The sequence below is a fragment of the Microcella sp. genome, from assembly GCF_051860105.1.
In the GTDB taxonomy this organism is placed as follows: Bacteria; Actinomycetota; Actinomycetes; order Actinomycetales; family Microbacteriaceae; genus Microcella.
Genome location: NZ_JBHYEO010000010.1, coordinates 40,550 through 63,524 on the forward strand (window position 1 = coordinate 40,550; position 22,975 = coordinate 63,524).

General features: G+C 70.8%; 28 protein-coding genes. 5 read left to right on the top strand and 23 right to left on the bottom strand.

The genetic code is table 11. The features are described 5' to 3' along the window. Positions 1-56: 56 nt before the first annotated feature. The gene (locus ACTIE9_RS07430) at positions 57-1,007 is read left to right on the top strand and encodes a hypothetical protein (RefSeq protein WP_439564949.1); all 951 of its coding nucleotides are present in this window, start codon (positions 57-59) and stop codon (positions 1,005-1,007) included. Here ACTIE9_RS07430 and ACTIE9_RS07435 read toward each other — a convergent pair. The 9 genes from ACTIE9_RS07435 to ACTIE9_RS07475 form a co-directional block, all read right to left on the bottom strand. Then, positions 989-3,037 (bottom strand): cytochrome c oxidase assembly protein, encoded by a 2,049-nt coding sequence (locus tag ACTIE9_RS07435; RefSeq protein ID WP_439564950.1) that lies wholly within the window; start codon positions 3,035-3,037, stop codon positions 989-991. The genes ACTIE9_RS07430 and ACTIE9_RS07435 overlap by 19 nt on opposite strands. 135 nt (positions 3,038-3,172) lie before the next feature. Then, entirely contained in the window at positions 3,173-3,445 is a 273-nt protein-coding gene (locus tag ACTIE9_RS07440; protein WP_409648643.1) for an HU family DNA-binding protein, read from the bottom strand. 210 nt (positions 3,446-3,655) lie between these two features. Next, positions 3,656-3,961, bottom strand: a complete 306-nt coding sequence (rpsN, locus tag ACTIE9_RS07445; RefSeq protein WP_255160588.1) for a 30S ribosomal protein S14 — start codon at positions 3,959-3,961, stop codon at positions 3,656-3,658. A 3-nt stretch (positions 3,962-3,964) separates the two neighbouring features. Further along, positions 3,965-4,132, bottom strand: coding sequence for a 50S ribosomal protein L33 (rpmG, locus tag ACTIE9_RS07450; protein WP_137737339.1), 168 nt, complete (start codon positions 4,130-4,132; stop codon positions 3,965-3,967). After that, on the bottom strand, positions 4,132-4,368 hold the full coding sequence (gene rpmB / locus ACTIE9_RS07455; RefSeq protein ID WP_255160589.1) for a 50S ribosomal protein L28: 237 nt from the start codon (positions 4,366-4,368) through the stop codon (positions 4,132-4,134). The genes rpmG and rpmB overlap by 1 nt, the downstream gene beginning before the upstream one ends. 149 nt (positions 4,369-4,517) lie before the next feature. Beyond that, positions 4,518-4,922 carry a Fur family transcriptional regulator gene (locus ACTIE9_RS07460; protein ID WP_439564951.1) on the bottom strand — a complete coding sequence of 135 codons (405 nt, stop codon included), beginning with the start codon at positions 4,920-4,922 and terminating at the stop codon, positions 4,518-4,520. Then, positions 4,919-5,746 carry a metal ABC transporter permease gene (locus ACTIE9_RS07465; RefSeq protein WP_439564952.1) on the bottom strand — a complete coding sequence of 276 codons (828 nt, stop codon included), beginning with the start codon at positions 5,744-5,746 and terminating at the stop codon, positions 4,919-4,921. Before ACTIE9_RS07465 ends, ACTIE9_RS07460 begins: the two co-directional genes overlap by 4 nt. Further along, positions 5,743-6,561 (bottom strand): metal ABC transporter ATP-binding protein, encoded by an 819-nt coding sequence (locus ACTIE9_RS07470; RefSeq protein ID WP_439564953.1) that lies wholly within the window; start codon positions 6,559-6,561, stop codon positions 5,743-5,745. Before ACTIE9_RS07470 ends, ACTIE9_RS07465 begins: the two co-directional genes overlap by 4 nt. Further along, a complete protein-coding gene (locus ACTIE9_RS07475) occupies positions 6,558-7,544 on the bottom strand; it encodes a metal ABC transporter solute-binding protein, Zn/Mn family (RefSeq protein WP_439564954.1) in 987 nt (328 codons plus the stop codon). The genes ACTIE9_RS07470 and ACTIE9_RS07475 overlap by 4 nt, the downstream gene beginning before the upstream one ends. 107 nt (positions 7,545-7,651) lie before the next feature. Here ACTIE9_RS07475 and ACTIE9_RS07480 point away from each other — a divergent pair, with 107 nt between their 5' ends. Next, the gene (locus ACTIE9_RS07480) at positions 7,652-8,098 is read left to right on the top strand and encodes a nitroreductase/quinone reductase family protein (protein ID WP_439564955.1); all 447 of its coding nucleotides are present in this window, start codon (positions 7,652-7,654) and stop codon (positions 8,096-8,098) included. A 41-nt stretch (positions 8,099-8,139) separates the two neighbouring features. Here the strand turns inward: ACTIE9_RS07480 and ACTIE9_RS07485 are convergent, their stop codons facing one another. Genes ACTIE9_RS07485 through ACTIE9_RS07500 form a run of 4 tightly spaced genes read right to left on the bottom strand, consistent with a single transcriptional unit; the run spans position 8,140 to position 12,680 of the window. After that, on the bottom strand, positions 8,140-9,459 hold the full coding sequence (locus ACTIE9_RS07485) for a dihydrolipoamide acetyltransferase family protein (RefSeq protein ID WP_439564956.1): 1,320 nt from the start codon (positions 9,457-9,459) through the stop codon (positions 8,140-8,142). A 16-nt stretch (positions 9,460-9,475) separates the two neighbouring features. After that, on the bottom strand, positions 9,476-10,456 hold the full coding sequence (locus tag ACTIE9_RS07490; protein WP_439564957.1) for an alpha-ketoacid dehydrogenase subunit beta: 981 nt from the start codon (positions 10,454-10,456) through the stop codon (positions 9,476-9,478). Further along, positions 10,453-11,571: a thiamine pyrophosphate-dependent enzyme gene (locus ACTIE9_RS07495; RefSeq protein ID WP_439564958.1), complete on the bottom strand. Its 1,119-nt coding sequence runs from the start codon at positions 11,569-11,571 to the stop codon at positions 10,453-10,455. The genes ACTIE9_RS07490 and ACTIE9_RS07495 overlap by 4 nt, the downstream gene beginning before the upstream one ends. A 35-nt stretch (positions 11,572-11,606) precedes the next feature. After that, the gene (locus ACTIE9_RS07500; protein ID WP_439564959.1) at positions 11,607-12,680 is read right to left on the bottom strand and encodes a histidinol-phosphate transaminase; all 1,074 of its coding nucleotides are present in this window, start codon (positions 12,678-12,680) and stop codon (positions 11,607-11,609) included. Positions 12,681-12,780: 100 nt separating this feature from the next. Here ACTIE9_RS07500 and ACTIE9_RS07505 point away from each other — a divergent pair, with 100 nt between their 5' ends. Continuing rightward, a complete protein-coding gene (locus ACTIE9_RS07505; RefSeq protein ID WP_439564960.1) occupies positions 12,781-13,185 on the top strand; it encodes a phage holin family protein in 405 nt (134 codons plus the stop codon). Positions 13,186-13,200: 15 nt separating this feature from the next. Here the strand turns inward: ACTIE9_RS07505 and ACTIE9_RS07510 are convergent, their stop codons facing one another. Further along, the gene (locus ACTIE9_RS07510; protein WP_439564961.1) at positions 13,201-14,589 is read right to left on the bottom strand and encodes a hypothetical protein; all 1,389 of its coding nucleotides are present in this window, start codon (positions 14,587-14,589) and stop codon (positions 13,201-13,203) included. Next, the gene (locus tag ACTIE9_RS07515; RefSeq protein ID WP_439564962.1) at positions 14,586-14,885 is read right to left on the bottom strand and encodes a hypothetical protein; all 300 of its coding nucleotides are present in this window, start codon (positions 14,883-14,885) and stop codon (positions 14,586-14,588) included. Before ACTIE9_RS07515 ends, ACTIE9_RS07510 begins: the two co-directional genes overlap by 4 nt. Positions 14,886-15,032: 147 nt before the next feature. Between ACTIE9_RS07515 and ACTIE9_RS07520 the strand changes: the two genes are divergently transcribed. After that, positions 15,033-15,560, top strand: coding sequence for a low molecular weight protein-tyrosine-phosphatase (locus ACTIE9_RS07520; RefSeq protein WP_439564963.1), 528 nt, complete (start codon positions 15,033-15,035; stop codon positions 15,558-15,560). Further along, positions 15,557-16,957: an adenylosuccinate lyase gene (purB, locus tag ACTIE9_RS07525; protein ID WP_439564964.1), complete on the top strand. Its 1,401-nt coding sequence runs from the start codon at positions 15,557-15,559 to the stop codon at positions 16,955-16,957. Before ACTIE9_RS07520 ends, purB begins: the two co-directional genes overlap by 4 nt. 16 nt (positions 16,958-16,973) lie before the next feature. On the opposite strand, the gene ACTIE9_RS07530 is transcribed toward purB, so the two are convergent. The 8 genes from ACTIE9_RS07530 to ACTIE9_RS07565 all read right to left on the bottom strand — a co-directional run bounded on the left by ACTIE9_RS07530 (position 16,974) and on the right by ACTIE9_RS07565 (position 22,952). Continuing rightward, entirely contained in the window at positions 16,974-17,213 is a 240-nt protein-coding gene (locus ACTIE9_RS07530; RefSeq protein WP_439564965.1) for a hypothetical protein, read from the bottom strand. Beyond that, positions 17,210-17,809 (bottom strand): DUF308 domain-containing protein, encoded by a 600-nt coding sequence (locus tag ACTIE9_RS07535; protein WP_439564966.1) that lies wholly within the window; start codon positions 17,807-17,809, stop codon positions 17,210-17,212. Before ACTIE9_RS07535 ends, ACTIE9_RS07530 begins: the two co-directional genes overlap by 4 nt. 70 nt (positions 17,810-17,879) lie before the next feature. Continuing rightward, positions 17,880-19,256: a replicative DNA helicase gene (gene dnaB, locus ACTIE9_RS07540; protein WP_439564967.1), complete on the bottom strand. Its 1,377-nt coding sequence runs from the start codon at positions 19,254-19,256 to the stop codon at positions 17,880-17,882. Between the two features lie 421 nt (positions 19,257-19,677). Next, on the bottom strand, positions 19,678-20,130 hold the full coding sequence (gene rplI / locus ACTIE9_RS07545; protein WP_439564968.1) for a 50S ribosomal protein L9: 453 nt from the start codon (positions 20,128-20,130) through the stop codon (positions 19,678-19,680). A 9-nt stretch (positions 20,131-20,139) separates the two neighbouring features. Next, entirely contained in the window at positions 20,140-20,400 is a 261-nt protein-coding gene (rpsR, locus tag ACTIE9_RS07550) for a 30S ribosomal protein S18 (RefSeq protein ID WP_047561128.1), read from the bottom strand. A gap of 58 nt (positions 20,401-20,458) precedes the next feature. Then, positions 20,459-20,971 (bottom strand): single-stranded DNA-binding protein, encoded by a 513-nt coding sequence (locus ACTIE9_RS07555; RefSeq protein ID WP_439564969.1) that lies wholly within the window; start codon positions 20,969-20,971, stop codon positions 20,459-20,461. 2 nt (positions 20,972-20,973) lie between these two features. Next, positions 20,974-21,375 (bottom strand): 30S ribosomal protein S6, encoded by a 402-nt coding sequence (gene rpsF, locus ACTIE9_RS07560; protein WP_439564970.1) that lies wholly within the window; start codon positions 21,373-21,375, stop codon positions 20,974-20,976. 146 nt (positions 21,376-21,521) lie between these two features. Continuing rightward, complete coding sequence (locus tag ACTIE9_RS07565; protein WP_439565001.1) at positions 21,522-22,952, bottom strand: CCA tRNA nucleotidyltransferase; 1,431 nt, start codon at positions 22,950-22,952, stop codon at positions 21,522-21,524. Positions 22,953-22,975: the final 23 nt, after the last annotated feature.

Here is a 22,975-nt window from a genome sequence, read left to right on the forward strand (position 1 = left end):
TCAGCAGACTGGCAGGCCGACGAGGAGGGCGCGCCCGGCGTGCGTAGGCTGAGCGCATGACCCGGGCACCGCTCGTGTGGGGAGGAGCCGCGGCCGGCATCGTCGGCCTCGGCGGTCTCGCGCTCGCGCTCGCGCTCTCGACGACGGCCACGGCGGCCGACCATGTGCAGCGCTACCTCGACGCGCTCGCGCGCGACGATCTCGCGGCTGTCGCGCGGCTCGCCGGCCTCGAGGCCCCCACGGCGATGCCTCTCGGCGATGACGGTGAGCCCAGCATCCACCGCGTCGTCAGCAGCGCGCCCGACGCTGACGGCGGCGTCACCGTCGTCGCGGAGTACGGGAGCGAGACGGATGCGGTGACGGTGCGCTTCCGCCTCGAACCCGCGCCGCCGACGCTCGGGCTCGTGCCCGCCTGGGCCTTCGCGCAGCCGCCGGTCACGACGCTCTCGGTCGCGGCCGACCAGCACGACCGGCTGGTCGCGAACGAGCGCGTCGTCGTGGCCGAGGTCGCCGGTCAGCCGGTCGACGTCACCGCGTTCGTGCCAGCACGCATCACGGTGCGCATCACCGACCCGCTGCTGCGCGCGGACCCCGTGACGGTGCGCGCCGGAGCCACCGGCGATCAGGAGGTCGAGCTCGTCGTCGCGCCGGGCGATCGGCTCGAGCGGCTCGTCGCCGCCGAGGTCGAGCACCTGCTCATCGCCTGCGCCGAGCAGCCGGTGCTGCAGCCCACGGGGTGCCCCTTCGGCATCGAGATCATCGATCGTGTCACGGCCCCGCCCGTGTGGCGGCTCGAGGCCGCCCCCGAGGTGATCGTCGAGCCGGGGGAGGATCCGGGCGTCTGGCGGGTGCGCGGTGAGGGCTCGGTGCGCCTCACCGTCACGCTGCAGAGGCTCTTCGACGGTCTGACCGTCGAGCGCGACGAGCAGGTCGCATTCGTCGTGCGCGGTGATGTGGTGCTCGACCCGGCTGGCCCGGTGCTGACGATCTACCCGCCGGGCGTCTGATCGGGGGCACCCGTGCGCCCCGCGCCCGCCGCGGCCGTGGTGCGCGCGCGGTCGGCGAGCATGGCGTTCCAGGCCTCGAGCTCGGCGTCGCCGTCGCGGTCGGCCTTGCGGTCGAGACGCGTGCTCTCGCGCTTGTCGGCGCGGCTCCAACTCCACACCACGAGCATGGCGAGCACGAGGGTCGGGATCTCGCCGACGCTCCAGGCGATGCCGCCGCCGGTCTGCTGGTCGGCGAGCGGCGCCTGGCCCCACTCGCGCCCCATCGCCCCGAACCACTCGGGCAGCAGGAGCCCCGTGCCCGTGATGAGCGAGAGCCCGAAGAACGCATGGAACGCCATCGTCGCGAGCAGGATGATGAGCCGGATCGGGTACGGCGGCCGGTACGGCGCCGGGTCGACGCCGATGAGCGCGTTGACGAAGAGGTAGCCGCTGAGCAGGAAGTGCAGCACCATCCACTGGTGGCCGAGGTGGTCGCTCACGGCCCACGAGAACAGCGGCGAGTAGTAGAAGACGAGCAGCGAGACGGCGAACACGATCGAGGCGACGAGCGGGTGCCCGACGATGCCGGCGAAGCGCGAGTGCACGATGGCGAGGATCCATTCGCGCGGTCCGCGCGACCCGTCTTTGCGTGCGTGGATGGCCCGTGCCGCGAGCGTCACGGGCGCTCCGAGCACGAGCATCACGGGAATGCCCATGCTGAGCACCATGTGGCCGAGCATGTGGACGCTAAAGAGGTACTTCTCGTACACGGCCAGGCCGCTGCTCGTCACGACGATGAGCGTGAGCATGCCGAGCGTCCACAGGATGGTGCGGTGCAGTGGCCACGCGTCGCCGCGACGGTGCAGGCGCACGACTCCGGCGAGGTAGAAGAAGGCGCCGAAGCCGGCGAGCAGGGCCCACAGCAGGTTGAGGTCCCACTCCGTCGCGAGGCGCCAGGTCTCGAATGCGGGAGGGAGCGGTGCACCGGTCAAGATCTCGGCGGGGCTCGGGTCGGCGAGCTGATCGACGGGCACCTGCGGCACCGGGGTCGGGGTGCGCGCGAGGGCGGTCGCGAGCCCGGACGCGATGCCCATGAGCGCGAGCTCGGCCGTGACGATGATCCAGAACGTCGAGCGCGGCCGCTGCTCGCGCTCGAGCCGGCGGATGAGGGATCGCCGGTACGCCGCGCCGAAGGCTCCGAGCCCGATGAGAGCGACGACCTTGGCGGCGACGATGGCGCCGTAGGGCGTGGCGAGCGCGTCGAGACCGCCCATGCGCAGTTGCGCGCTCACGAGCCCGGAGGTCGCGACGACGATGAAGGCGACGAGGGCGATGGTCGAGTAGCGCGCGAGCACGACCGGCAGGCGGTCGGCGAGCGCACCGCGCGCGAGCACGATGGTGAGGAGCCCGCCGACCCACGCTGCCGCGAAGACGCTGTGCAGGTAGACGGCCGTGACGGCGGCGTCATGATCGGCGGTGCCGCCGGTGTGGCCGGTCTGCGCGACGGGCCACAGAGCTGCCACGGCGATGAGCGCCACGACCGCGAGCACGGCGGGGCTGCGCACCGCGAAGCACAGCACCGTGACGACGGCCGCCATGAGCGTCGTCGCGAGCCACGCCTGGCCGAGCTCGGTCGTGCTGAGGAAGGCGGCGATGAGGCGGCCGAACCGGTCATCGAGGGCGACGGGCTCGACGTAGGCCGCGAGGAAGGTGAAGAACGCCGACGCGGCCGAGGCGACCGTCCAGACCGCGGCGGATGCGGCGGCGATATCGAGGGCGCGGCCGTGCTCGGGCCGCGCGGGGGCGAGGGCGAGAACCGCGAGCAGCAGTCCGCCGATCGCGCCGGACGCGCCGAGCGTCGCGGCGAGCTTCGCGATCGGCAGGCCGTAGCGCACGACCGCGCCGGGGTCGGTCAGCAGCGGGGCCTCCGCTCCGCCGCCGAGCACGAGGCCGATGAGGAGGGCCGCGAGCGCCGCCCCACCGAGGCTGACGACACCGATCAGACCCCAGGGCAGCAGGGCGGTGCGGGTCGCAGGGGCCGTGATCGTCACCCCTCCAGGCTAGGCGACCGGGCTGAGCGGCTGCTCAGGGGCCGGGCACGGCGCTGACCGCGCACACCCGCCCGCCGCGCTACGGGGGGCCCCCTTCATGGGGTCGCCGCCCTTCGCGCGTCGAGAAGCAGCTGCCTACTTGGCGGCGGCCTTCAGCTTGCTGCCGGCGCTGACCTTCACGCCGTACGACGCGGCGATCTGGATGGCCTCGCCGGTCTGCGGGTTGCGGCCGGTGCGGGCGTCGCGGTGGGTGCGCTCGAAGGCGATCCAGCCGGGGATGGCGACCTTGGTGCCGCCCTTGACGGCGCCGGAGACGACCGAGAAGAGGCCGTCGATCGCGCGGTTCACATCAGCCTGGCTCAGGCCCGACTCTGCGGCGATGGCCGCGACAAGCTCGGAACGGTTCATGGTGTCCTCCTCGGACCTCAACAGTTTGGTGGAGATGGTTCCCGGTCGTGATCTGACCGCGAACCGCCTTGACGGTACCAGCACTCCCGCATGATTCCGGGCATTTCGCCGCGGTGTGCCGCAACCCGCGACCGCGTGGCGATAACAGGAGGAGGGGGCGCCCCGGTCGGGGCGCCCCCTCCTCGAGGCAGTGCGTGGTGCGAGCGGGTGCTACCAGCTCGACTTGGTGATGCCGGGCAGCTCGCCGCGGTGGGCCATGTCGCGGAACCGCACACGCGAGATGCCGAACTTCGTCAGCACACCGCGGGGGCGGCCGTCGACGGCGTCGCGCGACCGCACGCGCACGGGCGAGGCGTTGCGGGGCAGCTTCTGCAGGCCCTTGCGGGCGGCCTCGCGCGACTCGTCGGTGCCGTTCGGGTCGACGAGGGCCTTCTTCAGTTCCAGGCGCTTCGCGGCGTACCGCTCCACGACAACCTTGCGCTGCTCGTTGCGCGCGATCTTGCTCTTCTTCGCCATGACTTAGCGCTCCTCGCGGAATTCGACGTGCTTGCGGATGACCGGGTCGTACTTCTTGAGCACGAGGCGGTCGGGGTCGTTACGACGGTTCTTGCGGGTCACGTAGGTGTACCCGGTGCCGGCGGTCGACTTGAGCTTGATGATCGGACGGACGTCCTGCTGCTTGGCCACTAGATCTTCTCCCCACGCGCGAGCAGGTCTTTCACGACGGCCTCGATGCCACGGGCATCGATCGTCTTGATGCCCTTAGCCGAAAGCGTCAGGGTGACGTTGCGGCGAAGCGACGGCACGAAGTACGTCTTCTTCTGGATGTTCGGGTCGAACCGGCGCTTCGTGCGACGGTGCGAGTGCGAGATGTTGTGCCCGAAGCCGGGAACGGCTCCGGTCACCTGGCAGACGGCTGCCATGGTTCCTCCAATATGTGGCTACCGTACGGCGAGCGCCGTACCCAAGGTCACTTGTCGGCACGCAGACACCCGCTGCTCTCGCCGGTGGTGCTGGCGAGACGGGAGCGCGTACAAGATGGGCGGATGGCCGCCCAACACAAACCCCTAGCCTACGACGAAAGGTGGTCGGCCTGCAATCTCGAGCACGCCTTGCACAGCCCGAACACGTCGACGACGTGCTCGGCGCGCGTGAAGCCGTGCTGAGCCGCAATCTGCCGCGCCCACTCCTCGACCGCGCGCGCCTCGATCTCGACGGTGAGCCCGCAGGTCCGGCAGATGAGGTGGTGATGGTGGCTACCGGGAGTGCACGCGCGGTAGAGCGCTTCGCCTTCCTGCTGCAGCGCGTCGGCATCGCCCTCCTCGGCCAGATCGGCGAGGGCGCGGTACACCGTGGCGAGGCCGATGCTCGAGCCCGCATCCTTCAAGGCCGCATACAGCGCTTGCGCGCTCACGAAGCCCTCGCGCTCGGCGAGCGCCGCACGCACCGCCTCGCGCTGCCAGGTGTTGCGCTTCATCGAGCGACCTTCTGACGAGACCCCAGCAACCGGCAGACGAGGTAGATCGCGAACGAGATGGTCGTGATGTAGGGGCTGATCGGCAGCGAGCCGCCGAGGGCCAGGAGGATTCCGCCGACGGCCGAGACGAGACCGAACGCCATGCTGAGCACCGGCACGAGCACGGGCGACGACGACACGCGCAACGCGGCCGCGGCGGGTGTCACGAGCAACGCGAGCACGAGAAGCGCCCCGATGATCTGCACCGAGACGGCGACCGTGAGGCCGAGCAGGGTCATGAAGACGATGCTCAGCGCGCGGCCCGGCACGCCGCGGGCGCTCGCCACCTCGGGGTCGAGGCTGTCGAAGGTCAGGGGGCGCCAAACCACGAGCAGGGCGACGAGCACGACGATGCTGATGCCGAGCAGCAGGCCCAGTTGGGGCAGGTCGACGCTGATGATCTGGCCGGTCAGCAGGCCGAACTTATTGCCGCTGCGCCCGGGGTACAGGGCGAGGAAGAGGATGCCGAGGCCCAGCCCGAACGGCATGAGCACACCGATGATCGAGTTGCGGTCGCGCGCCTTGGTGCCGAGCACACCGATGAGGCCCGCAGCGATGAGCGAGCCGACGATCGACCCGGCAACGATGTTGAGGCCGAGCAGCAGTGCGGCGGCGGCCCCCGCGAACGACAGCTCGCTGATGCCGTGCACGGCGAAGGCCATGTCGCGCTGCATGACGAAGACCCCGATGAGCCCGCCGACGATTCCCAGCACCGCCGCGGCGATGATCGAGTTCTGCACGAGCGCGAGCAGCTGCACGTAGGTCGCCCAGTCGACGCCGATCATGCGATGACCTCGTGGTGGTGCTCGTCATCGGGAACACCGACGACGATGACCCGGCCGCGCGAGCGGATGACCTCGACCGTCGTGCCATACAGGCGGCTGAGCACGTCGTCGCGCAGCACCTCGTCGGGGGTGCCGATCGTGAACCGGCCGTGGGCGAGGTAGAGCACGCGGTCGACCATGCGGAGCACGGGGTTGACGTCGTGCGTGACGAAGACCACGGCCGTGCCGTGCTCACGGCGTCGGCGGTCGATGAGTTCGCTCACCGCCCGTTGGTGGTGCAGGTCGAGGCTCATGAGCGGCTCGTCGCACAGCAGCAGGGTCGGGTCGTCCGCGAGCGACTGGGCCACGCGCAGGCGCTGCTGCTCGCCGCCCGAGAGGCTGCCGAGCGGCCGGTCGGCGTAGTCGACGGCTCCGACGGAGGCGAGCAGGGCATCCACTCGCTCGCGATCGGCGCGCCGCGTGATCGGCGGGCCGTACCGGTGACCGTTGACGCCCAGCATCACGAGGTCGCGCCCGCGCAGGGGGGTTCCCGGTGCCACGATCTTCTGCTGCGGAATGTAGCCGATGCGCCGGTGACCGCGATGCGCCGGATGCCCGTCGACGAGCACCTCGCCCGCATCGAGCTTCTGCTCGCCGAGCATGGCGCGCAGCAGGCTCGTCTTGCCCGTGCCGTTGCCGCCGAGCACGGCGATGAACTCGCCGGGGCGCACCTCCAGGTCGAGACCGCTCCAGAGCTCGCGGTCGCCGAAGCCGAGCGCCCCGCCGCGGATGCTGAGCACCGCGGCGGGGTCGGTCGAGCTGGTCGACGGCGTCACGCCGGGGTCACGGCTCCCACGACCGCTTCGATGTTCGCGCGCATCCACGAGACGTAGTCTTCCCCGTCGGGCAGGGTTTCGACGAATGAGACCACGGGGATGCCCGCCGCCTCGGCCGCCTCGCGCACCCGCTCGGTCTCGGGGCTCGCGGTCTGCTCGTTGTAGGCGAGCAGGCGCACCTCGCCCGAAGCGATGAGGTCGAGGGTCTGCTGGAGCGCGAGCGGCGGAACGTCGGCGCCCTCCTCGATGGCCTCGAGGAACTCCTCGGGGGTCTCGTTGGAGAAGCCGAGCTCGGCGAGCAGGTAGGCGGGCACGGGCTCGGTCGCGGCGACCGTGCCGCCGCCGAGCTCAGCCGCAGCGGCGTCGAGCTCGGCCTCGAGGGCCTCGAGCTCGCTGGTCCACGCGGCGAGGTTCTGCTCGTAGGTGGCGGCGTTCGCGGCGTCGAGCTCGGCGAGCTCGGCCGTGATCGCGGCGGCGACATCGCCCATGACGTGCACGTCGTACCACACGTGCTCGTTGGCACCCTCGAGGTGGCTGTGGCCGTCCTCCTCCGAGTGCGCCTCGTCCTCGGAATGGGCTTCCTCCTCCGAGTGCGCCTCCTCCTCCGAGTGCGCGTCCTCCTCCAGGCCAGCGACCGCGGACGCCGAGACGACGACAGCGCTCGTGCCCGAGCCCTCGACGAGCAGGTCGATGAAGGGGTCGTAGCCGCCGCCGTTCTCGATGACGAGGTCGGCGCCCGCGATGGCGAGCTGATCCTGCGCGCTCGCCTCGTAGCTGTGCGGGTCTTGCGCAGGCGAGTCGATGATGCTCGTGACGGTCGCGAGGTCGCCGGCGATGGCGGCGGCGATGTCGCCGTAGACGTTCGTCGAGGCGACGATCGAGAGTCCGGTCGCCTCGGGCGCGGGCGCGGCGCACCCGGTAAGGGCGAGGCCGGCGGCGGAGGCGACGAGCAGGGCGGGAAGAGCGCGGCGGGTCGAGGTCATGGCTCGATGCTAGGGCTTATCGAGAATGATTGTCAAAACGATTCTCAATAAGCCCGGCGCGGTGCCCTGCCGGGTGCGGTTCAGGATGCCCGGCTAGCGTTCCGGGCATGTCGAACCGCCGCGCGATGCTGACCATGACCGGGCTGCACCGCGCGCTGCTGCGCCGCACGGGCGGGCGCCTCGGCCGGCAGCTCGGCGGCATGCCCGTCATCGAGCTGACCACCACCGGGCGCTCGAGCGGGCAGCCGCGCACGGCCATCCTCACGGTGCCGCATCGCGAGCCGGGCCCGCACGGCGAGCGGCTCATCGTGATCGCGAGCCGGGGAGGCGACGACCTGCAGCCCGCGTGGTACCTCAACCTCGTGGCGGAGCCGGCCGTGCAGGTGGCGAGGGTCGGCGAGCATCCCCGCCCCTATCGAGCGCGCACCGCCGAGCCGGAGGAGCGCGCGCGGCTGTGGCCCCTCGCGGTAGCGGCGTACCGCGGCTACGCCGAGTACCAGCGCAAGACGGCGCGCGAGATCCCCGTCGTCATCCTGGAGCCGCTCGAGCCCTGACGGGCTGCCGGCAGGAGCACGCGCGCCTCGGGCGGCGCGCGCTAGTCGAGCAGCAGCGCGGGCTCTTCGATGACGCTCGCGACGTCGGCCAAGAACCGGCTCGCCACGTCGCCGTCGACCACGCGGTGGTCGAACGAGGCGCCGAGCGTCGTGACGAAACGCGGCCGCACCTCGCCGTCGACGACCCAGGGCTTCTGCTTGATGGTGCCGAGCGCGACGATCGCGACCTCGCCGGGGTTCAAGATCGGCGTGCCGGTATCCATGCCGAAGACGCCGATGTTCGTGATCGTGATCGTGCCGTCGGCCATGTCGGCGGGCTGCAGCTTGCCGTCGCGCGCCGTGATCGTCATCGCCTCAATGGCCTGGGCGAGCTCGCGCAGGCTGAGGTCTTGCGCGTTCTTGATGTTCGGCACCACGAGGCCGCGGGGCGTCGCCGCGGCGAATCCGAAGTTGACGAAGTGGTGCACGATGATCTCGGTGTCGGTCCACGTCGAGTTCACCGTGGGGTTGCGGCGCACGGCCCACATCATCGCCTTCGCCATGATCAGCAGCGGCGACACCTTGATGCCCGCGAAGTCGGGGCTGGCTTTGAGGCGCTTGACGAACTCCATCGTGCGGGTCGCGTCGACGTCGACGAACACGCTCACGTGGGGGGCGCTGAACGCGCTCTTCACCATGCCCGCGGCGATCGCCTTGCGCACACCCTTCACGGGGATGCGGTCTTCGCGCTCGTTGGGCCAGGCGGGCGTCTGGATGTTGCGGAAGACGCTCGCCTGCTGCGCGTGCCGGATGACGTCGTCGCGCGTGATCTCGCCCGCGAGACCCGTGGCCGTGACAGCGGTGAGGTCGACGTCGAGATCTTTCGCGAGCTTGCGGATCGGCGGCTTGGCGATGACGGGGCCTGACTCGGCGGCGGGCACCGAGCTGAGGCGCGGTGCGACGGCCGGAGCGGCGGCCGCGGGGGCCGCGGTGCGACCGCGGGTGCGGCGCGAGGCGACGTGGCCCTTGGCCCCGTAGCCCACGAGAACGGCGCCGGGCTTCTCGGCCTCCGCCTCGCTGGCGATGCTGGATGCGGTGTCGGCGACGCCGGGATCGGTCGCGTCTGAGGGCTGGCCCGCCGCATCCCCCCGCACCGTGATGATCGGCGTGCCGACCTCGACCGTCTGCCCCTCCTCGACGAGCAGCGCGTCGACCGTGCCCGCGAAGGGGGAGGGCAGCTCGACGAGCGACTTGGCCGTCTCGATCTCGACGAGCACCTGGTTGATGGTGACAGTGTCGCCCGGCTTGACGCGCCACGACACGATCTCGGCCTCGGTCAGGCCCTCCCCGACATCGGGGAGCGGGAACTCGGAGATGCTCACGATTCCTCCAGTGCGTTCAGTAGGCCAGCGCGCGGTCGACCGCGTGCAGGATGCGGTCGACGTCGGGCAGGTACGCGCCCTCGAGCTTGGCAGGGGGGAACGGGGTGTCGTAGCCGCTCACGCGCAGCACGGGGGCTTCGAGCGAGTAGAACGCCTTCTCGGTCACGGTCGCCGCGATCTCCGAGCCGATGCTCACCGAGCCAGGCGCTTCCTGGGCGACGACGAGGCGACCGGTGCGCCGCACCGAGTCGAGCAGCGGGCCGTAGTCGATCGGCGAGAGCGAGCGCAGGTCGACGACCTCGATGCTCGTGCCCTCCTCGGCGGCGACCTCGGCGGCATCCAGCAGCATGCTCACCATCGCGCCGTGCCCGACGACGGTGACGTCGGTGCCCGCGCGCACGATGCGCGAGGCATGCAGCTCGGCGCCCGCCGACGCGAGGTCGACCTCGCCCTTCGGCCAGTAGCGGCTCTTCGGCTCGAAGAACATGACGGGGTCGGTGCTCGCGATCGCCTGCTGGATCATCCAGTAGGCGTCGTGCGGCGTCGCGGGGCTCACGAGGCGCAGGCCGGCGGTGTGGGCGAAGTAGGCCTCGGGGCTCTCCTGGTGGTGCTCGACCGCTCCGATGTGCCCGCCATAGGGCACGCGGATGACGACGGGCAGCTGCAGCGCGCCCTCGTGGCGTGCCGTGAGCTTCGCGAGCTGCGTGGTGATCTGGTCGAAGGCCGGGACGAGGAAGCCGTCGAACTGGATCTCGACGACGGGCCGGTACCCGCGCATCGCGAGGCCGATCGCCGTGCCCACGATGCCCGACTCGGCGAGCGGGGTGTCGAGCACGCGGTGCGCACCGAACTGCTGCTGCAGCCCCTCGGTCACGCGGAACACGCCGCCGAGCGGCCCGATGTCCTCCCCCATGAGAATGACCTTCTCGTCAGCCTGCATCGCGGCGGCGAGGCCGAGCGTGAGGGCCTTGGCCATGGTCAGGGTCTCGACCGTCATGAGGCACCCCCCTCGAACGAGGCCTCGTAGTCGGCGAGCGCCTGGCGCTGAGCATCCATGACCGGATGCGGCTGGCTGTAGACGTGCGCGAACATCGACTCCGCGGGCGGCGGTTCGAGGGCGAGCGTGCGAGCGCGCGCCTCGGAGGCGAACTGCTCGGCCTCGTCGTGCACCTCGGTGAAGAAAGCCTCGCTCTCGCCGAGCCCGCGCAGGTAGGTCTCGAACCGGGCGATCGGGTCGCGCTCCTGCCAGTAGTGCAGCTCGTCGTCGTCGCGGTACTTCGTCGGATCGTCGCTCGTGGTGTGCGCACCCATGCGGTAGGTCAGGGCCTCGATGAACTGCGGGCCCTCACCGGCGCGCGCGGCGTCGAGGCTCGCCGCCGTCGCGGCGAAGCTCATGAGCACGTCGTTGCCATCGATCTGCACGCTGGGAATTCCGAAGCCGCGCGGGCGGTGGAAGAGCGGCGTGCGCGACTGCACGCGCACCGGCACCGAGATCGCCCAGTGGTTGTTCTGCAGGAAAAACACCTGGGGCGTCTGGTAACTCTGCGCGAAGACGAGGGCCTCGTTGACGTCGCCCTGACTCGTCGCGCCGTCGCCGAAGTACACGAGCACGGCGGTGTCTGTCTCCGCATCGCCCGTGCCGACGAGACCGTCGAACATCACGCCCATCGCGTAGCCCGTCGCGTGCAGGGTCTGTGCGCCGATCACGAGCGTGTACAGGTGGAAGTTGCCGGTCTCGGCGGGGTTCCACCCGCCGTGCGTGAGACCGCGCAGCATCTTGATGATCTGCACGACGTCGAGGCCACGGATGTGCCCGACCGTGTGTTCGCGGTAGGCGGGGAAGATGTGGTCGTGCGCCCGGGCCGCGAAACCCGAGCCGACCTGAGCGCCCTCCTGGCCGAGGCTCGGGATCCAGAGGGCGAGCTGGCCCTGGCGCTGCAGGTTGCCGGCCTCGATATCGAAGCGGCGCATCACACGCATGGTGCGGTAGAACTCGCGCAGCTGCTGCTCGGTCAGAGCATCCACGTAGGGCAGGTAGGCCTCGGTGGCGTCGCTCGCGACCCGCGTTCCGTCGGGCGCGAGCAGCTGCAGCGTGTCCGGGGTGTACGACATGGATTCCACTCTAGGCCCGGTGGTGCGGCCGCTGGTCAGAGGGTTCGGACAACCTCGCCCGCGACGGCCAGCAGAGATTCCACAGACTCGGCCTCGCCGATCGAGACGCGGATGCCCTCCGGAGGGAACACGCGTGCGACGATCCCGGCCGCGGCGAAGGCCTCGCCCGCGGCGGCCGTAGCCGGCCCGGTCGGCAGCCAGACGAAGTTGCCCTGCGACACCGGCAGGGGCCACCCCTGCTCCCGCAGCGCCTCCTGCACCGCGTCGCGCCGCACCGCGAGCTCGCGCACGCGCGCGATCAGCTCGGGCTCGACCTGCATCGCCGCGAGGACGGCGCGTTGCGCGGCCTCGGTCACGCTGAGCGGGATCGCCGTGCTGCGCGCGGCGTCGAGCACCGCGACCGGACCGATCGCGTATCCGACGCGCAGACCGGCGAGCCCGTAGGCCTTCGAGAAGGTGCGCAGGATCACGAGGTTGGGGTAGCGCCGCACGAGCTGCGCGCCGTCGACGGCCGCCGGGTCGTCGATGAACTCGGCGTAGGCCTCGTCGAGGATGACCAGGAGGTCACTCGGCACCGCGGCCATGAAGTCGTCGAACTCTGCGGCCGTGACCACGGTGCCGGTGGGATTGTTGGGCGTGCACACGATGACGGCGCGGGTGCGGTGGGTCACCGCGGCCGCCATGGCGGGCAGATCGTGCCGCGCATCGTGGGTGAGCGGCACGCGCACGCTCGTCGCCCCCGCGACCGTCACGAGCCCGGGGTACGCCTCGAAGCTGCGCCAGGCGAATACGACCTCGTCGCCGACGGTGGCCGCGGCGCTGATGAGCTGCGCGAGCAGCGCGACGGATCCGGCCCCGACGATGATCTCGTCGGGGGTCACTCCGTGCCGCTCGGCCAAGCGTTCGCGCACGACGAGAGCCGTGGCATCCGGATAGCGGTTGATGTCGAGATCGCGGATCGCCGCGAGCACGGCGGGATGCGGGGGGAACGGGTTCTCGTTGCTGGAGAGCTTGAAGGCCTCGGACGACGCCGCCCGCCCCTGCTTGTAGGCGGGCAGCGAGACGATCTCCGGGCGCAGGCGCACGGGGTTCGCGGGGGTCTCGGTCACCCTCTCAGCCTACGTCGGCCCCGAGGGCCGCCCGCTGCGCGACCGCCGTTCGCCCGCCGTTCGATTGCCGGGTCTGCGACGACGCGTGCATAGTTGTCGCATGGGACGCTTCCTGATCCGCCTGATCATCAACACCATCGCGCTGTGGCTGACGACGCTCATCGTCGAGGGGGTGAAGGTGGTGTCGTACGGTGCCGAGGGCGATACGGTCGCGCTCGTGCTCACCTACCTGCTCGTGGGCGGCATCTTCGGTCTCGTGAACTCGATCATCGGCAACACGATCCGCATCGTGGCGTTCCCGCTCTACATCTTGACGCTGGGCCTCATCGCGCTCATCGTCAACGGGTTGCTGCTGCTGCTCGTGGCGTGGATCTCGAGCCTGCTCGGCTTCGGCCTCACGGTCGACGGCTTCTGGTGGGGCGTGCTCGGAGCCGTCGTGCTCGGCCTGCTGAGCTGGCTCATCGGCGTGCTGCTGCGGCCGTTCGTCGGCCGCAAGCGCAGCTGACCCGGCGGGCGAGCGTCACCCGCCAGTCGGGCGCGGGATGCGCGTCGCCGTGTAGGCGCTGCTCGTGCCCGCCGCGCCGGGCGCCGGCAGTGCATCGATGGCGGCGCGCAGCACCGCGCTGACGTGCGCATCGGCGGCGGACGCGGTGCTCCGGTACCGCTCGATCTCGTGCGCCGGCAGCATGCCTGCGGGCGCCTCGCCTCCCGCGAACGCGTCGCCGCGCACGATGACGGCGGTCGTGTCGCGCCGGATGCCCGACAGCACCGGAACGAGGTCCTCCCGATGCTCGATCACGATCGCCGGGTAGTCGCCCTGCACGGGCAGCCCGCCGCTCGGTGCGCCGACCGTGACGAGCCCCGTCGTGCGGAAGTCGCCCGACTCGGCAAGCACGGTCGCGATCGCCCCGCCTTGCGAGTACCCGGTGAAGACGATCGAGGTCTCGCTCGTGACGCCGTCGGCAGCGAGCGCCGCGCGCACGGCCTGGATCGATGAGGAGTCGGCCCCGGCGATGATCGCCACGTTGCTCGACATGTCCCACGGCTGCTCGCCGCCCATCGGCGCCTGCGCGTCCGTGCCGGCGATGTACACCTCGACGTGCTCCCGGCCGTCGGGCAGCGTGTAGCGCTCGATGACGATGGGCGCCGAGGGCTCGGGGATGCGTGCGACGCGGTCGGCGAGCGAGCCCGGTGCGATCACCGGCCGGCTCTCACCACCGCGGCGCAGGTCGCTGCCCGCGCGATCGACGCGCACGGGGGCGGTGCCGCTTGCCCCGGCCGCCGAGGCGAGCGCCGCGACGGCGAGCGCCGCGGTATCGATGCCCGAGAGCCCGAGGCCCGTCTCGCCGACGACGCCCGCCAGAACGGGCGGCACGCCGACCGTGCCGAGAGCAACATCGTCGGCGAGCGACAGTGCGACGCGCAGCACCTCGATGACGCGGCTCTCGCTCAGCAGCGGGGCGAGGGCGGGAGCGATGGCGGCCATCGCCGTCTCCCGATGCTCGTCGGGAACGAGCCCCCACACGAGGGCGACCCTGCCCGCGGCCGAGAGCAGCGAGGGCAGCAGCAGCGCGCCGAGCCGTGAGAGCACGAGGCCCGCGGCCGCGGCGAACTGCGCTGCGAGCACTTCGACGGAGCGCGCCGCTGTCCGCTCGGCGGTGTCGTAGAGACCCGCGGCCGTGCGCAGCGCTCCCGAGAGCGCCCCCAGCTGCTCGATCGATCGGTTCACCGATCCCTGCACCTCCCAGAGGTCGGCGTCGCGTCCGGCGCTCTCCCCGGTGCGCAGCGGGGGGATGCGGATCGCCACCTCGTGGCACTGCTGCGCCGCCGCCTGCAGGGCGCGCGCCAGCCGCTCGATCTCGTCGAGAGCGACCCCCGCACCCACACCGACGGCGAGACCCCCGGTCACGACGAGGCGCCCCCGAGGCCGGGCGCCGCGGCGGCCGCCGCCTGCAGCTGGATGCGCACGCCGTCGAGTCGCGCGGCCTCCCGCCCCAGCCGGGCCCGTTCGAGATCGATCGCGCCCTGGAGGGCATCCCGCGCAGGGCCCCACCACCCCGCGAGCGCATCGTCGCTCGGAAGGGCCCGCACGATGTCGTCGAGCCGGAGACGGAGGTCGTCGACGAGCACGGCCTGACGGCGGAACTCACCGGCCGGATCGCCCCCGGAGCCCGGGGGGAGGCATGCGACCGTGGTGTCGAGCACGCGAGGCTCCTCTCCGCGGCGGCGCCGCATCCCTCGCCCCGATCGTGCCGCGACCGCGCGCGCGGCCCTGCTCGGACGAGGTGACGGGGGTGCCGGGGGGCCGGGCGGCCGGGTGTGGAGGAGGGGGAACTGGGACACAATGGGGGCATGAGCTTCGACCGGGTCCTCGATGCACCCGGCATGTTCCGCATCTGCTTCGTCTGCACGGGCAACATCTGCCGGTCGCCCATGGCGGAGGCCGTCTTCCGCGAGCTGATCCGTGCGCGCGGCTGGGAGCAGCAGGTGAGCGTGCACTCGGCCGGCACGGGGGAGTGGCCTGTGGGGGAGAGCAGCGACCCGCGCACGGTCGGCGCACTGCAGGCACGAGGCTACGACGGCGGCGGGCACCGTGCTCGTCAGTTCGACGTGGGCTGGTTCGAGAGCCTCGACCTGATCATCGCGTTCGACCGCACGCACGAGCGCATCCTCAAATCGTGGGCGCCCGACGACGACGCGCGCGCGAAGGTGCACCTGCTGCTGAGCTTCGACCCCGATGCCGGCGGTGCGCTCGACGTGCCCGACCCCTACTACTCCGACGCGGCGATGTTCGACGCCGTGCTCGGCATGATCGAGCGGTCGTGCCTCGCGCTCTTCCGCCAACTCGAACCCGGCATACGACAGGGAGTCGTCTCATGAGCCCGCTCAGCATCCAGCCCCTCAGCCCGCTCGACGGGCGCTACCAAGCCCAGGTCGCCGCACTCGGCGAGCACCTCAGCGAGGCGGGGCTCAACCGCGCGCGCATTCAAGTCGAGGTCGAGTGGCTCATCCACCTCACCGACGCCGAGCTCTTCGGCTCACGGCGGCTCACCGCCGACGAGGCACGCCAGCTGCGGGCGATCGTCACCGAGTTCGGCGACGACGACATCGCCGACCTCGCCCGCCGGGAGGCCGTCACGCGGCACGACGTCAAGGCCGTCGAATACCTCGTGCGCGACAAGCTCGCCGCGCTCGGCCTCACCGAGATCGCCGAGCTCACGCACTTCGCCTGCACGAGCGAAGACATCAACAACCTCGCCTACGCCCTCACCATCCGCGCGGCCGTGCGCGACGTGTGGATGCCCCGCGCCCGCTCGCTCGTCGAGACCCTGCGCACGCTCGCCCTCGAGCTGCGCGACCAACCGATGCTCGCCCACACGCACGGCCAACCGGCCACCCCCACGACGATGGGCAAGGAGCTCGCCGTCACGGTGCACCGTCTCGAGCTGCTGCTCGCCTCGGTCGACGAGGTCGAGTACCGGGGCAAGTTCTCCGGCGCGACCGGCACCTTCTCGGCGCACCTCGCCGCTGATCCCGACCACGACTGGATCAGCGCATCCCGCGACTTCGTCACGGGGCTCGGCCTCACCTGGAACCCGCTCACCACCCAGATCGAGTCGCACGACTGGCAGGCCCAGCTCTACCAGCGCATCAGCCACGTCGGGCGCGTGCTGCACAACCTGTGCACCGACGTGTGGAGCTACATCTCGATGGGCTACTTCCGGCAGATCCCGCAGCCCGGCGCGACCGGGTCGTCGACCATGCCCCACAAGATCAATCCGATCCGGTTCGAGAACGCCGAGGCGAACCTCGAGCTGGCCAGCGCTCTGCTCGACTCGTTGGCCGCGACGCTCGTGACCTCGCGGCTCCAGCGCGATCTCACCGATTCGACGACGCAGCGCAACGTCGGTGTCGCCCTGGGCCACTCGCTGCTCGCGCTCGACAACATCAGCAAGGGCCTCGGGGAGATCGCGATCGATCCGGATTCCCTGGCTCGCGATCTGGACGGCAACTGGGAGGTGCTCGGCGAGGCGATCCAGACGGTGATCCGCGCCGAGGTCACCGCGGGCCGCAGCTCGATCGCCGACCCCTACGCGATGCTCAAGGAGCTCACCCGGGGTCACCGCATCAGCGGCGATGATCTGCGATCCTTCGTCGACGGCCTCGACATCTCCGCCGAGGCGAAGGCCCGGCTCGTGGCCCTCAGCCCGCAGGGCTACGTCGGCGCGGCCGCACGGCTGGTCGACTACATCGACCCGGCCCTCGACGAGCGGTAGCCGCGGCGCGCCCGGCTCAGTCGTTCAGGGTCTCCGGCGGGCGCTCACCGTCGGCCGGCTTATTGGGCGTGACCGCGAGCATGAGCATCGCGAGGGTCACGAGATCGAGCACGAAGGTCGCCCCGAAGACGATGAGCGAGAGGATCAGGTCGCGCGTGACCATGAGGGTGATGAGGCCGACGAACACGGCCACCAGGGCGGCGAGGCCGACGAGCTCGCCAGGCCGCAGGGTGATGCGCGAGCGGGGTTCGGTCATGAGGCGGCGCTCTCTTTCAGGGGGGTCGACCACTTCAGGCTGAGGCCGGCGATGAGCAGGAAGATGCCGAGCACGACGGCGTAGGCGCCGAAGAAGCCGACGGCGCTCACCGGATCGCCGACGAGCGCGAGAACGATTGCGAGAGCCAGCGTGCCGACGCCGATGACGACGGCATCGCGGGCGAGCGGGCTGCGGTCGCGGTGCCGGATGCCCCACACGAGCTCGAGCGCGCCCGCGAGCACGGCGTACCCGCCGATGAGCAGCAGCAGCAGCGCGAGGCCCGCCCCGCCGGAGGTCAGCACGACGAGGGCGAGGGCACCCGCGAGGCCCGCGATGATCGCCAGCCCGCGGTGCAGCGGGCGCAGCGGCTCGAGCGGCCGCATCCGCACGCTCGAGAGCACGAGCACGACCGCCGTGGCGAGACCGAACCCGGCGAGCATGATCAGCCCGAGCGCGGGGGAGTGGTCGGCCGTGAAGGTGATCGCGAGCCCCACGACGAGTGCGGGAACGGCGCGGAGCAGGGGGGCCGCCCACGGGGAGGGAGTCGCCGGAGCATCCGGGGCGTCCCGCTCCGGGGTCGAGGGCTCGGAGGTCATGCCGACATCGTACGGCCGACCGCCCGAGTGCATCCTGGGGCCCGGTCCGCCGGGCCTCTCGATCGCACGTCTAGATGCGCGGCATATCCGCGAAGCGCGAGAAGTGCCCGTGGAAACCGACGGTGATCGTGTCGGTCGGGCCGTTGCGGTGCTTGGCGACGATGAAGTCGGCCTCGCCCGCGCGCGGGTTCTCCTTCTCGTACGCGCTCTCGCGGTGCAGCAGGATCACCATGTCGGCGTCCTGCTCGAGCGAGCCCGACTCACGCAGGTCGCTCAGCGCCGGCTTCTTGTCGGCGCGCTGCTCAGGACCGCGGTTGAGCTGCGAGAGCGCCACGACCGGAACCTGCAGCTCTTTGGCCATGAGCTTGAGGGCACGCGAGAACTCGCTGACCTCCTGCTGGCGGCTCTCGACGCGCTTGCCGCTCGTCATGAGCTGCAGGTAGTCGATGATCACCATCTTCAGGCCGACCTTCTGCTTGAGCCGGCGGCACTTGGCACGGATCTCGACGAGGGTCATGTTGGGGCTGTCGTCGATGTAGAGCGGGGCGTCGTTGATGCGCCCGCGCGTCGCCGCGATCGTCGTCCAGTCGCGAGCGTCGACCGTGCCCTTGCGCATCGCCTGCAGCGGCACCGAGGCCTCGGCCGAGAGCAGACGCATGGCGATCTCGCTGCGGCCCATCTCGAGCGAAAAGATGATCGTGGGCATGTCGTGCTTGATGGCGGCGGCCCGGGCGAAGTCGAGCGCGAGCGTCGACTTGCCGAGCGCCGGCCGAGCGGCGACGAGCACCAACTGACCAGGGTGGAGGCCGTTGGTCAGGGCATCGAGGTCATGGAAGCCCGTGGGCACGCCCGTCATCTGGCCGTCGCGGCCCTTCGCCGCCTCGATCTCGTCGATCGCCGTCGTGACGGCCTCGGTGAGGGGGATGAAGTCTTCGGCCTCGACGCCGCCCGCGACCTGGTAGATCTCGGCCTGGGCGTTGTTGACGAGGTCGGTGACCTCGCCCTCGGAGGCGTAGCCCATCTGCACGATGCGCGTTCCGGCCTCGACGAGGCGCCGCAGCACCGCCTTCTCGGCGACGAGGGAGGCGTAGTAGCCGGCGTTCGCGGCGGTCGGCACGATCGCCGTGAGCGTGTGCAGGTAGTCGGCGCCGCCCGCACGGCTGAGCGCGCCCGACTTCGTCAGCTCGTCGGTCACCGCGATGACGTCGGTCGGCTCGCCATGCGAGTAGAGGGTGAGGATCGCCTCGAAGATCACCTCGTGCTTAGGGATGTAGAAGTCGATGCCGCGCACGCTTTCGATGACGTCGGCGACAGCGTCTTTGCTCAGGAGCATGCCGCCGAGAGCGCTCTGCTCGGCGAGCAGGTCGTGCGGAGGGACGCGATCGTGGGTGCGCGCATCGGAGGGCGCCCGGGTGTCGGGTGCCGCCGAGATGTGTGCGATCGACATGATCGGCCCCCTTCCCCGGTGCTCGTCAGTCAGGTCTACCGCCGACCTCCGACGATCGTCGGTGCGACGCGCCCGGCGATGCCGACGGCGTGACGGTTCACCCTAGGAACCCGGCGCATCCACCCTCAAATCACCCCTGTGGATAACTCTGTGGATTCGTGCGGAGAAACGCCGTCGGCGATGTGAGCAACGTGTGGAAACGCCTGTGCACTTCCCCATTGGATTCTCGTCGATAGTTCTTCTGACCAGGGGTTATTCTCCCCACACCCGGTGTGGAGAAAGAGGGTTCAACCGGCCCCTGAGACTTCGAGAATGAGGGTGAGGAGCTGTGGACGAACACGCCGTCTACCCCTTGACACAGGGATGCAGAAAGCGGTACCCGCGCCGAGGCGCGAGTACCGCTTTCGAGTGCTGCGAACGCCTACTTCGCGGCCACGACCGTGATGGTGATGGTCGCGACGACACCGTCGCGCAGCTTGAGGATCGCCTCGTGCTGGCCAAGACCCTTGATGGGCGCGACGAGCTCGAGCAGGCGCTTGTCGATCGAGCCGAGGCCGGCGGCCGCGACCGCGTCGGCGACGTCACCGGTCTTGACCGAGCCGAACAGCCGGCCCTCGGAGCCCGCCTTGACGGCGAGCGTCACGGGGTTCGCCTCGAGGCGCGCCTTGAGGTCGAGGGCCTCCTCGATCGTGGCGTGCTCGCGCGCCGCGCGCGCCGCCTTGATCGAGTCGACCTGCTTCTCGCCCCCGCGGCTCCATGCCACGGCGAGACCCTGGGGGATGAGGTAGTTGCGGGCGTACCCGTTCTTGACCTCGACGACATCGCCGGGGGCACCGAGACCGGTGACGTCCTGCGTGAGAATGAGCTTCGACATCAGGTGCTCCTATCGGCCCGCGCCCGCGTACGGCAGCAGGGCCATCTCGCGCGCGTTCTTGACGGCGCGGGCGATGAGGCGCTGCTCCTGCACGGAGACACCGGTGATGCGACGGGCGCGGATCTTCCCGCGCTCCGAGATGAACTTGCGGAGGGTTGCGACGTCTTTGTAGTCGATGACGCCGACGCGGATCGCCTTAGCGGGAGCGGCGTTCTTCGCGCCTTTGCCACCGCGCGGCTTGCGGCGGTCGCCGCTGCTCTTGCCAGCCATGTGGTTGTCCTTTTCTTACGGGATGTTCAGAAGTGGTGCGCTCAGCGAGCTGAACGGATCAGAAGGGGGTGTCGTCCGAGAACGAACCGGGGGTGTTCCAGACGTCGCCGCCCGCGGGTGCGCCGCCAGCAGCGGGTGCGCCCCAGGGCTCGTCGGCGATCGGTGCGCCGCCGGTGCGGCCTCCCATCGCGCCGCCGCCGGCGCTGCTCGCGCTGCGGGTCACCGCAGCGGTCGCGTAGCGCAGGCTCGGGCCGATCTCGTCGACCTCGAGCTCGATGGTCGTGCGCTTCTCGCCCTCTTTGGTCTCGTACGACCGCTGCTTCAGACGACCCTGCGCGATGACGCGCGAGCCCTTCGTCAGCGACGAGGCGACGTGCTCGGCGAACTCGCGCCACACGCTCGCGCGCAGGAACAGGGCCTCGCCGTCCTTCCACTCGTTCGACGCGCGGTCGAACGAACGAGGGGTCGAGGCGATCGTGAAGTTCGCGACGGCGAGTCCGCTCTGCGTGTACCGCAGTTCGGGGTCGGCGGTGAGGTTGCCGACAACGGTGATGATCGTCTCGCCGGCCACGATTACTCCGCTGCCTTGGCGGACGCGGCGGCCTTCGACGCCGCGACGGCCGCGCGGGCGGCCTTCGACTCGGCGCGGGCCGTGTTGTCGGCCTCGATCGACGCGGCGCGGGCCACGGCCTCCTCGGTGCGGAGCACCTTCGTGCGCATGACCGCCTCGCTGAGCTTCAGCTGGCGATCGAGCTCCTGGGTCGCGGCCGAGGTCGCCGTGAAGTTGACGACGGCGTAGATGCCCTCGGTCTTCTTGTTGATCTCGTAAGCGAGCCGGCGACGGCCCCAGATGTCGACGGTCTCGATGGTGCCGCCGTCGTTCCGGATCACGCCGAGGAACTTGTCCAGGCTCGGAGCGACAGTGCGCTCATCGATCTCCGGGTCGAGAATGACCATCAATTCGTACTGATGCATGACTCACCCACCTCCTTCGGACTCGAACGGCTGCAGACGGTCTGCAGCAGGAGGGTTATGGCATCGTGTGCGCCCGCGCGCCAGAGCGGCGGGGCAACCTGCAGAGTCTAGTCGGATGCGGAGCCCGACTCAAACCATAGGTCCGGTCACCCCGACCGCTGCGCGAACCACTCGCGCAGCCGGCGCTCGGCCTCCTCGGCGCCGAGCGGTCCCGCGTCGAGGCGCAGCTCGAGCAGGAACCGGTAGGCCTCCCCCACGACCGGGCCGGGTCGGATGCCCAGCAGGGCCATGATCTGCTCGCCGTCGAGGTCGGGCCGGATCGCCTGCAGCTCCTCCTGCTCGGCGAGCGCGGCGATGCGCTGCTCCAGCTCGTCGTACGCGCCGCGCAACCGCGCCTCCTTGCGGCGGTTGCGCGTCGTGACATCGGCGCGGGTGAGGATATGCAGGCGCTCGAGCAGAGCATCCGCGTCGCGCACGTAGCGGCGCACGCCGGAATCGGTCCATGGCGCGTCGCTGTAGCCGAAGAAGCGCAGGTGCAGCTCGATGAGACGACTGACGGCGGTGATGGTCTCCTTGTCGAAGCGCAGAGCGGTCAGGCGCTTGCGGGCGAGCTTCGCGCCCACGACGTCATGGTGATGGAAGGTCACCGCGCCACCCGGTTCGACGCGCTTCGTCGCGGGCTTGCCGATGTCGTGCAGCAGGGCGGCCAGCCGCAGCACGACGTCGGGGGAGGCCTCGGGGGTGCGCGCGGCCTCGAGCTCGATCGCCTGCTCGAGCACCGTGAGCGAGTGCTCGTAGACATCCTTGTGGTGAGCGTGCTCGTCGACCTCGAGCCGCAGGGCCGGAAGCTCGGGCACGACGAGCTCCGCGAGCCCCGTGTCGACCAGCAGGGTGAGCCCGCGGCGGGGCGAAGCGGTGCAGAGCAGCTTGACGAGCTCATCGCGCATCCGCTCGGCAGAGATGATCGACAAGCGGTCGCGCATCCGCCCCATCGCCTCGACGACCGCCGGATCGAGGTCGACCTCGAGCTGCGCCGCGAACCGGGCGGCGCGCAGCATGCGCAACGGGTCGTCGCCGAACGAGTCGTCGGGGCTGCCGGGCGTCATGAGCCGGCGGGCGAACAGGTCGTCCAGACCACCCGAGGGGTCGACGAGGGTGCGGCCCGGAAGACGCAGTGCCATCGCATTGATCGTGAAGTCGCGACGGATGAGGTCGCCCTCGAGCGTGTCGCCGAACGCGACCTCGGGCTTGCGCGAGTCGGGGGAGTACGCGTCGGCGCGGTAGGTCGTGATCTCGACGGTGTGCTCACCGAGCCGTGCGCCGATCGTGCCGAAGGCCCGCCCGATGTCCCAGTGCGCGTCGGCGACGGGCTTCACGATGCGGATGATCTCGTCGGGCCGCGCGGAGGTGGCCAGGTCGAGGTCGTTGACCGCACGGCCCAGGAAGGCGTCGCGCACCGGCCCTCCGACGAGCGCGAGCTCGTGGCCGGCGGCGGCGAATCGCTCAGCGAGCGTGGCGAGCGGTTCTGCTGCGGCGAGGGCCTCGAGTCGGGTGACGGCCGCGGCCACGCTCTCCATAGTCACCAGAGTCTAGACTTCCC

Excerpts from the sequence above, each read along its gene's own strand:
- purB (WP_439564964.1), top strand. The coding sequence starts at position 15,557 with ATGAGCCCGCTCAGCATCCAGCCCCTCAGCCCGCTCGACGGGCGCTAC.
- rpmB (WP_255160589.1), bottom strand. The coding sequence starts at position 4,368 with ATGGCAGCCGTCTGCCAGGTGACCGGAGCCGTTCCCGGCTTCGGGCAC.
- ACTIE9_RS07565 (WP_439565001.1), bottom strand. The coding sequence starts at position 22,952 with ATGGAGAGCGTGGCCGCGGCCGTCACCCGACTCGAGGCCCTCGCCGCA.
- ACTIE9_RS07535 (WP_439564966.1), bottom strand. The coding sequence starts at position 17,809 with ATGACCTCCGAGCCCTCGACCCCGGAGCGGGACGCCCCGGATGCTCCG.
- ACTIE9_RS07440 (WP_409648643.1), bottom strand. The coding sequence starts at position 3,445 with ATGAACCGTTCCGAGCTTGTCGCGGCCATCGCCGCAGAGTCGGGCCTG.
- rpsR (WP_047561128.1), bottom strand. The coding sequence starts at position 20,400 with ATGGCTGGCAAGAGCAGCGGCGACCGCCGCAAGCCGCGCGGTGGCAAA.
- ACTIE9_RS07505 (WP_439564960.1), top strand. The coding sequence starts at position 12,781 with ATGGGACGCTTCCTGATCCGCCTGATCATCAACACCATCGCGCTGTGG.
- ACTIE9_RS07520 (WP_439564963.1), top strand. The coding sequence starts at position 15,033 with ATGAGCTTCGACCGGGTCCTCGATGCACCCGGCATGTTCCGCATCTGC.
- dnaB (WP_439564967.1), bottom strand. The coding sequence starts at position 19,256 with ATGTCGATCGCACACATCTCGGCGGCACCCGACACCCGGGCGCCCTCC.
- ACTIE9_RS07530 (WP_439564965.1), bottom strand. The coding sequence starts at position 17,213 with ATGACCGAACCCCGCTCGCGCATCACCCTGCGGCCTGGCGAGCTCGTC.
- ACTIE9_RS07495 (WP_439564958.1), bottom strand. The coding sequence starts at position 11,571 with ATGTCGTACACCCCGGACACGCTGCAGCTGCTCGCGCCCGACGGAACG.
- rpsN (WP_255160588.1), bottom strand. The coding sequence starts at position 3,961 with ATGGCGAAGAAGAGCAAGATCGCGCGCAACGAGCAGCGCAAGGTTGTC.
- rpsF (WP_439564970.1), bottom strand. The coding sequence starts at position 21,375 with ATGCATCAGTACGAATTGATGGTCATTCTCGACCCGGAGATCGATGAG.
- ACTIE9_RS07480 (WP_439564955.1), top strand. The coding sequence starts at position 7,652 with ATGTCGAACCGCCGCGCGATGCTGACCATGACCGGGCTGCACCGCGCG.
- ACTIE9_RS07490 (WP_439564957.1), bottom strand. The coding sequence starts at position 10,456 with ATGACGGTCGAGACCCTGACCATGGCCAAGGCCCTCACGCTCGGCCTC.
- ACTIE9_RS07430 (WP_439564949.1), top strand. The coding sequence starts at position 57 with ATGACCCGGGCACCGCTCGTGTGGGGAGGAGCCGCGGCCGGCATCGTC.
- rplI (WP_439564968.1), bottom strand. The coding sequence starts at position 20,130 with ATGTCGAAGCTCATTCTCACGCAGGACGTCACCGGTCTCGGTGCCCCC.
- ACTIE9_RS07475 (WP_439564954.1), bottom strand. The coding sequence starts at position 7,544 with ATGACCTCGACCCGCCGCGCTCTTCCCGCCCTGCTCGTCGCCTCCGCC.
- ACTIE9_RS07460 (WP_439564951.1), bottom strand. The coding sequence starts at position 4,922 with ATGAAGCGCAACACCTGGCAGCGCGAGGCGGTGCGTGCGGCGCTCGCC.
- ACTIE9_RS07465 (WP_439564952.1), bottom strand. The coding sequence starts at position 5,746 with ATGATCGGCGTCGACTGGGCGACCTACGTGCAGCTGCTCGCGCTCGTG.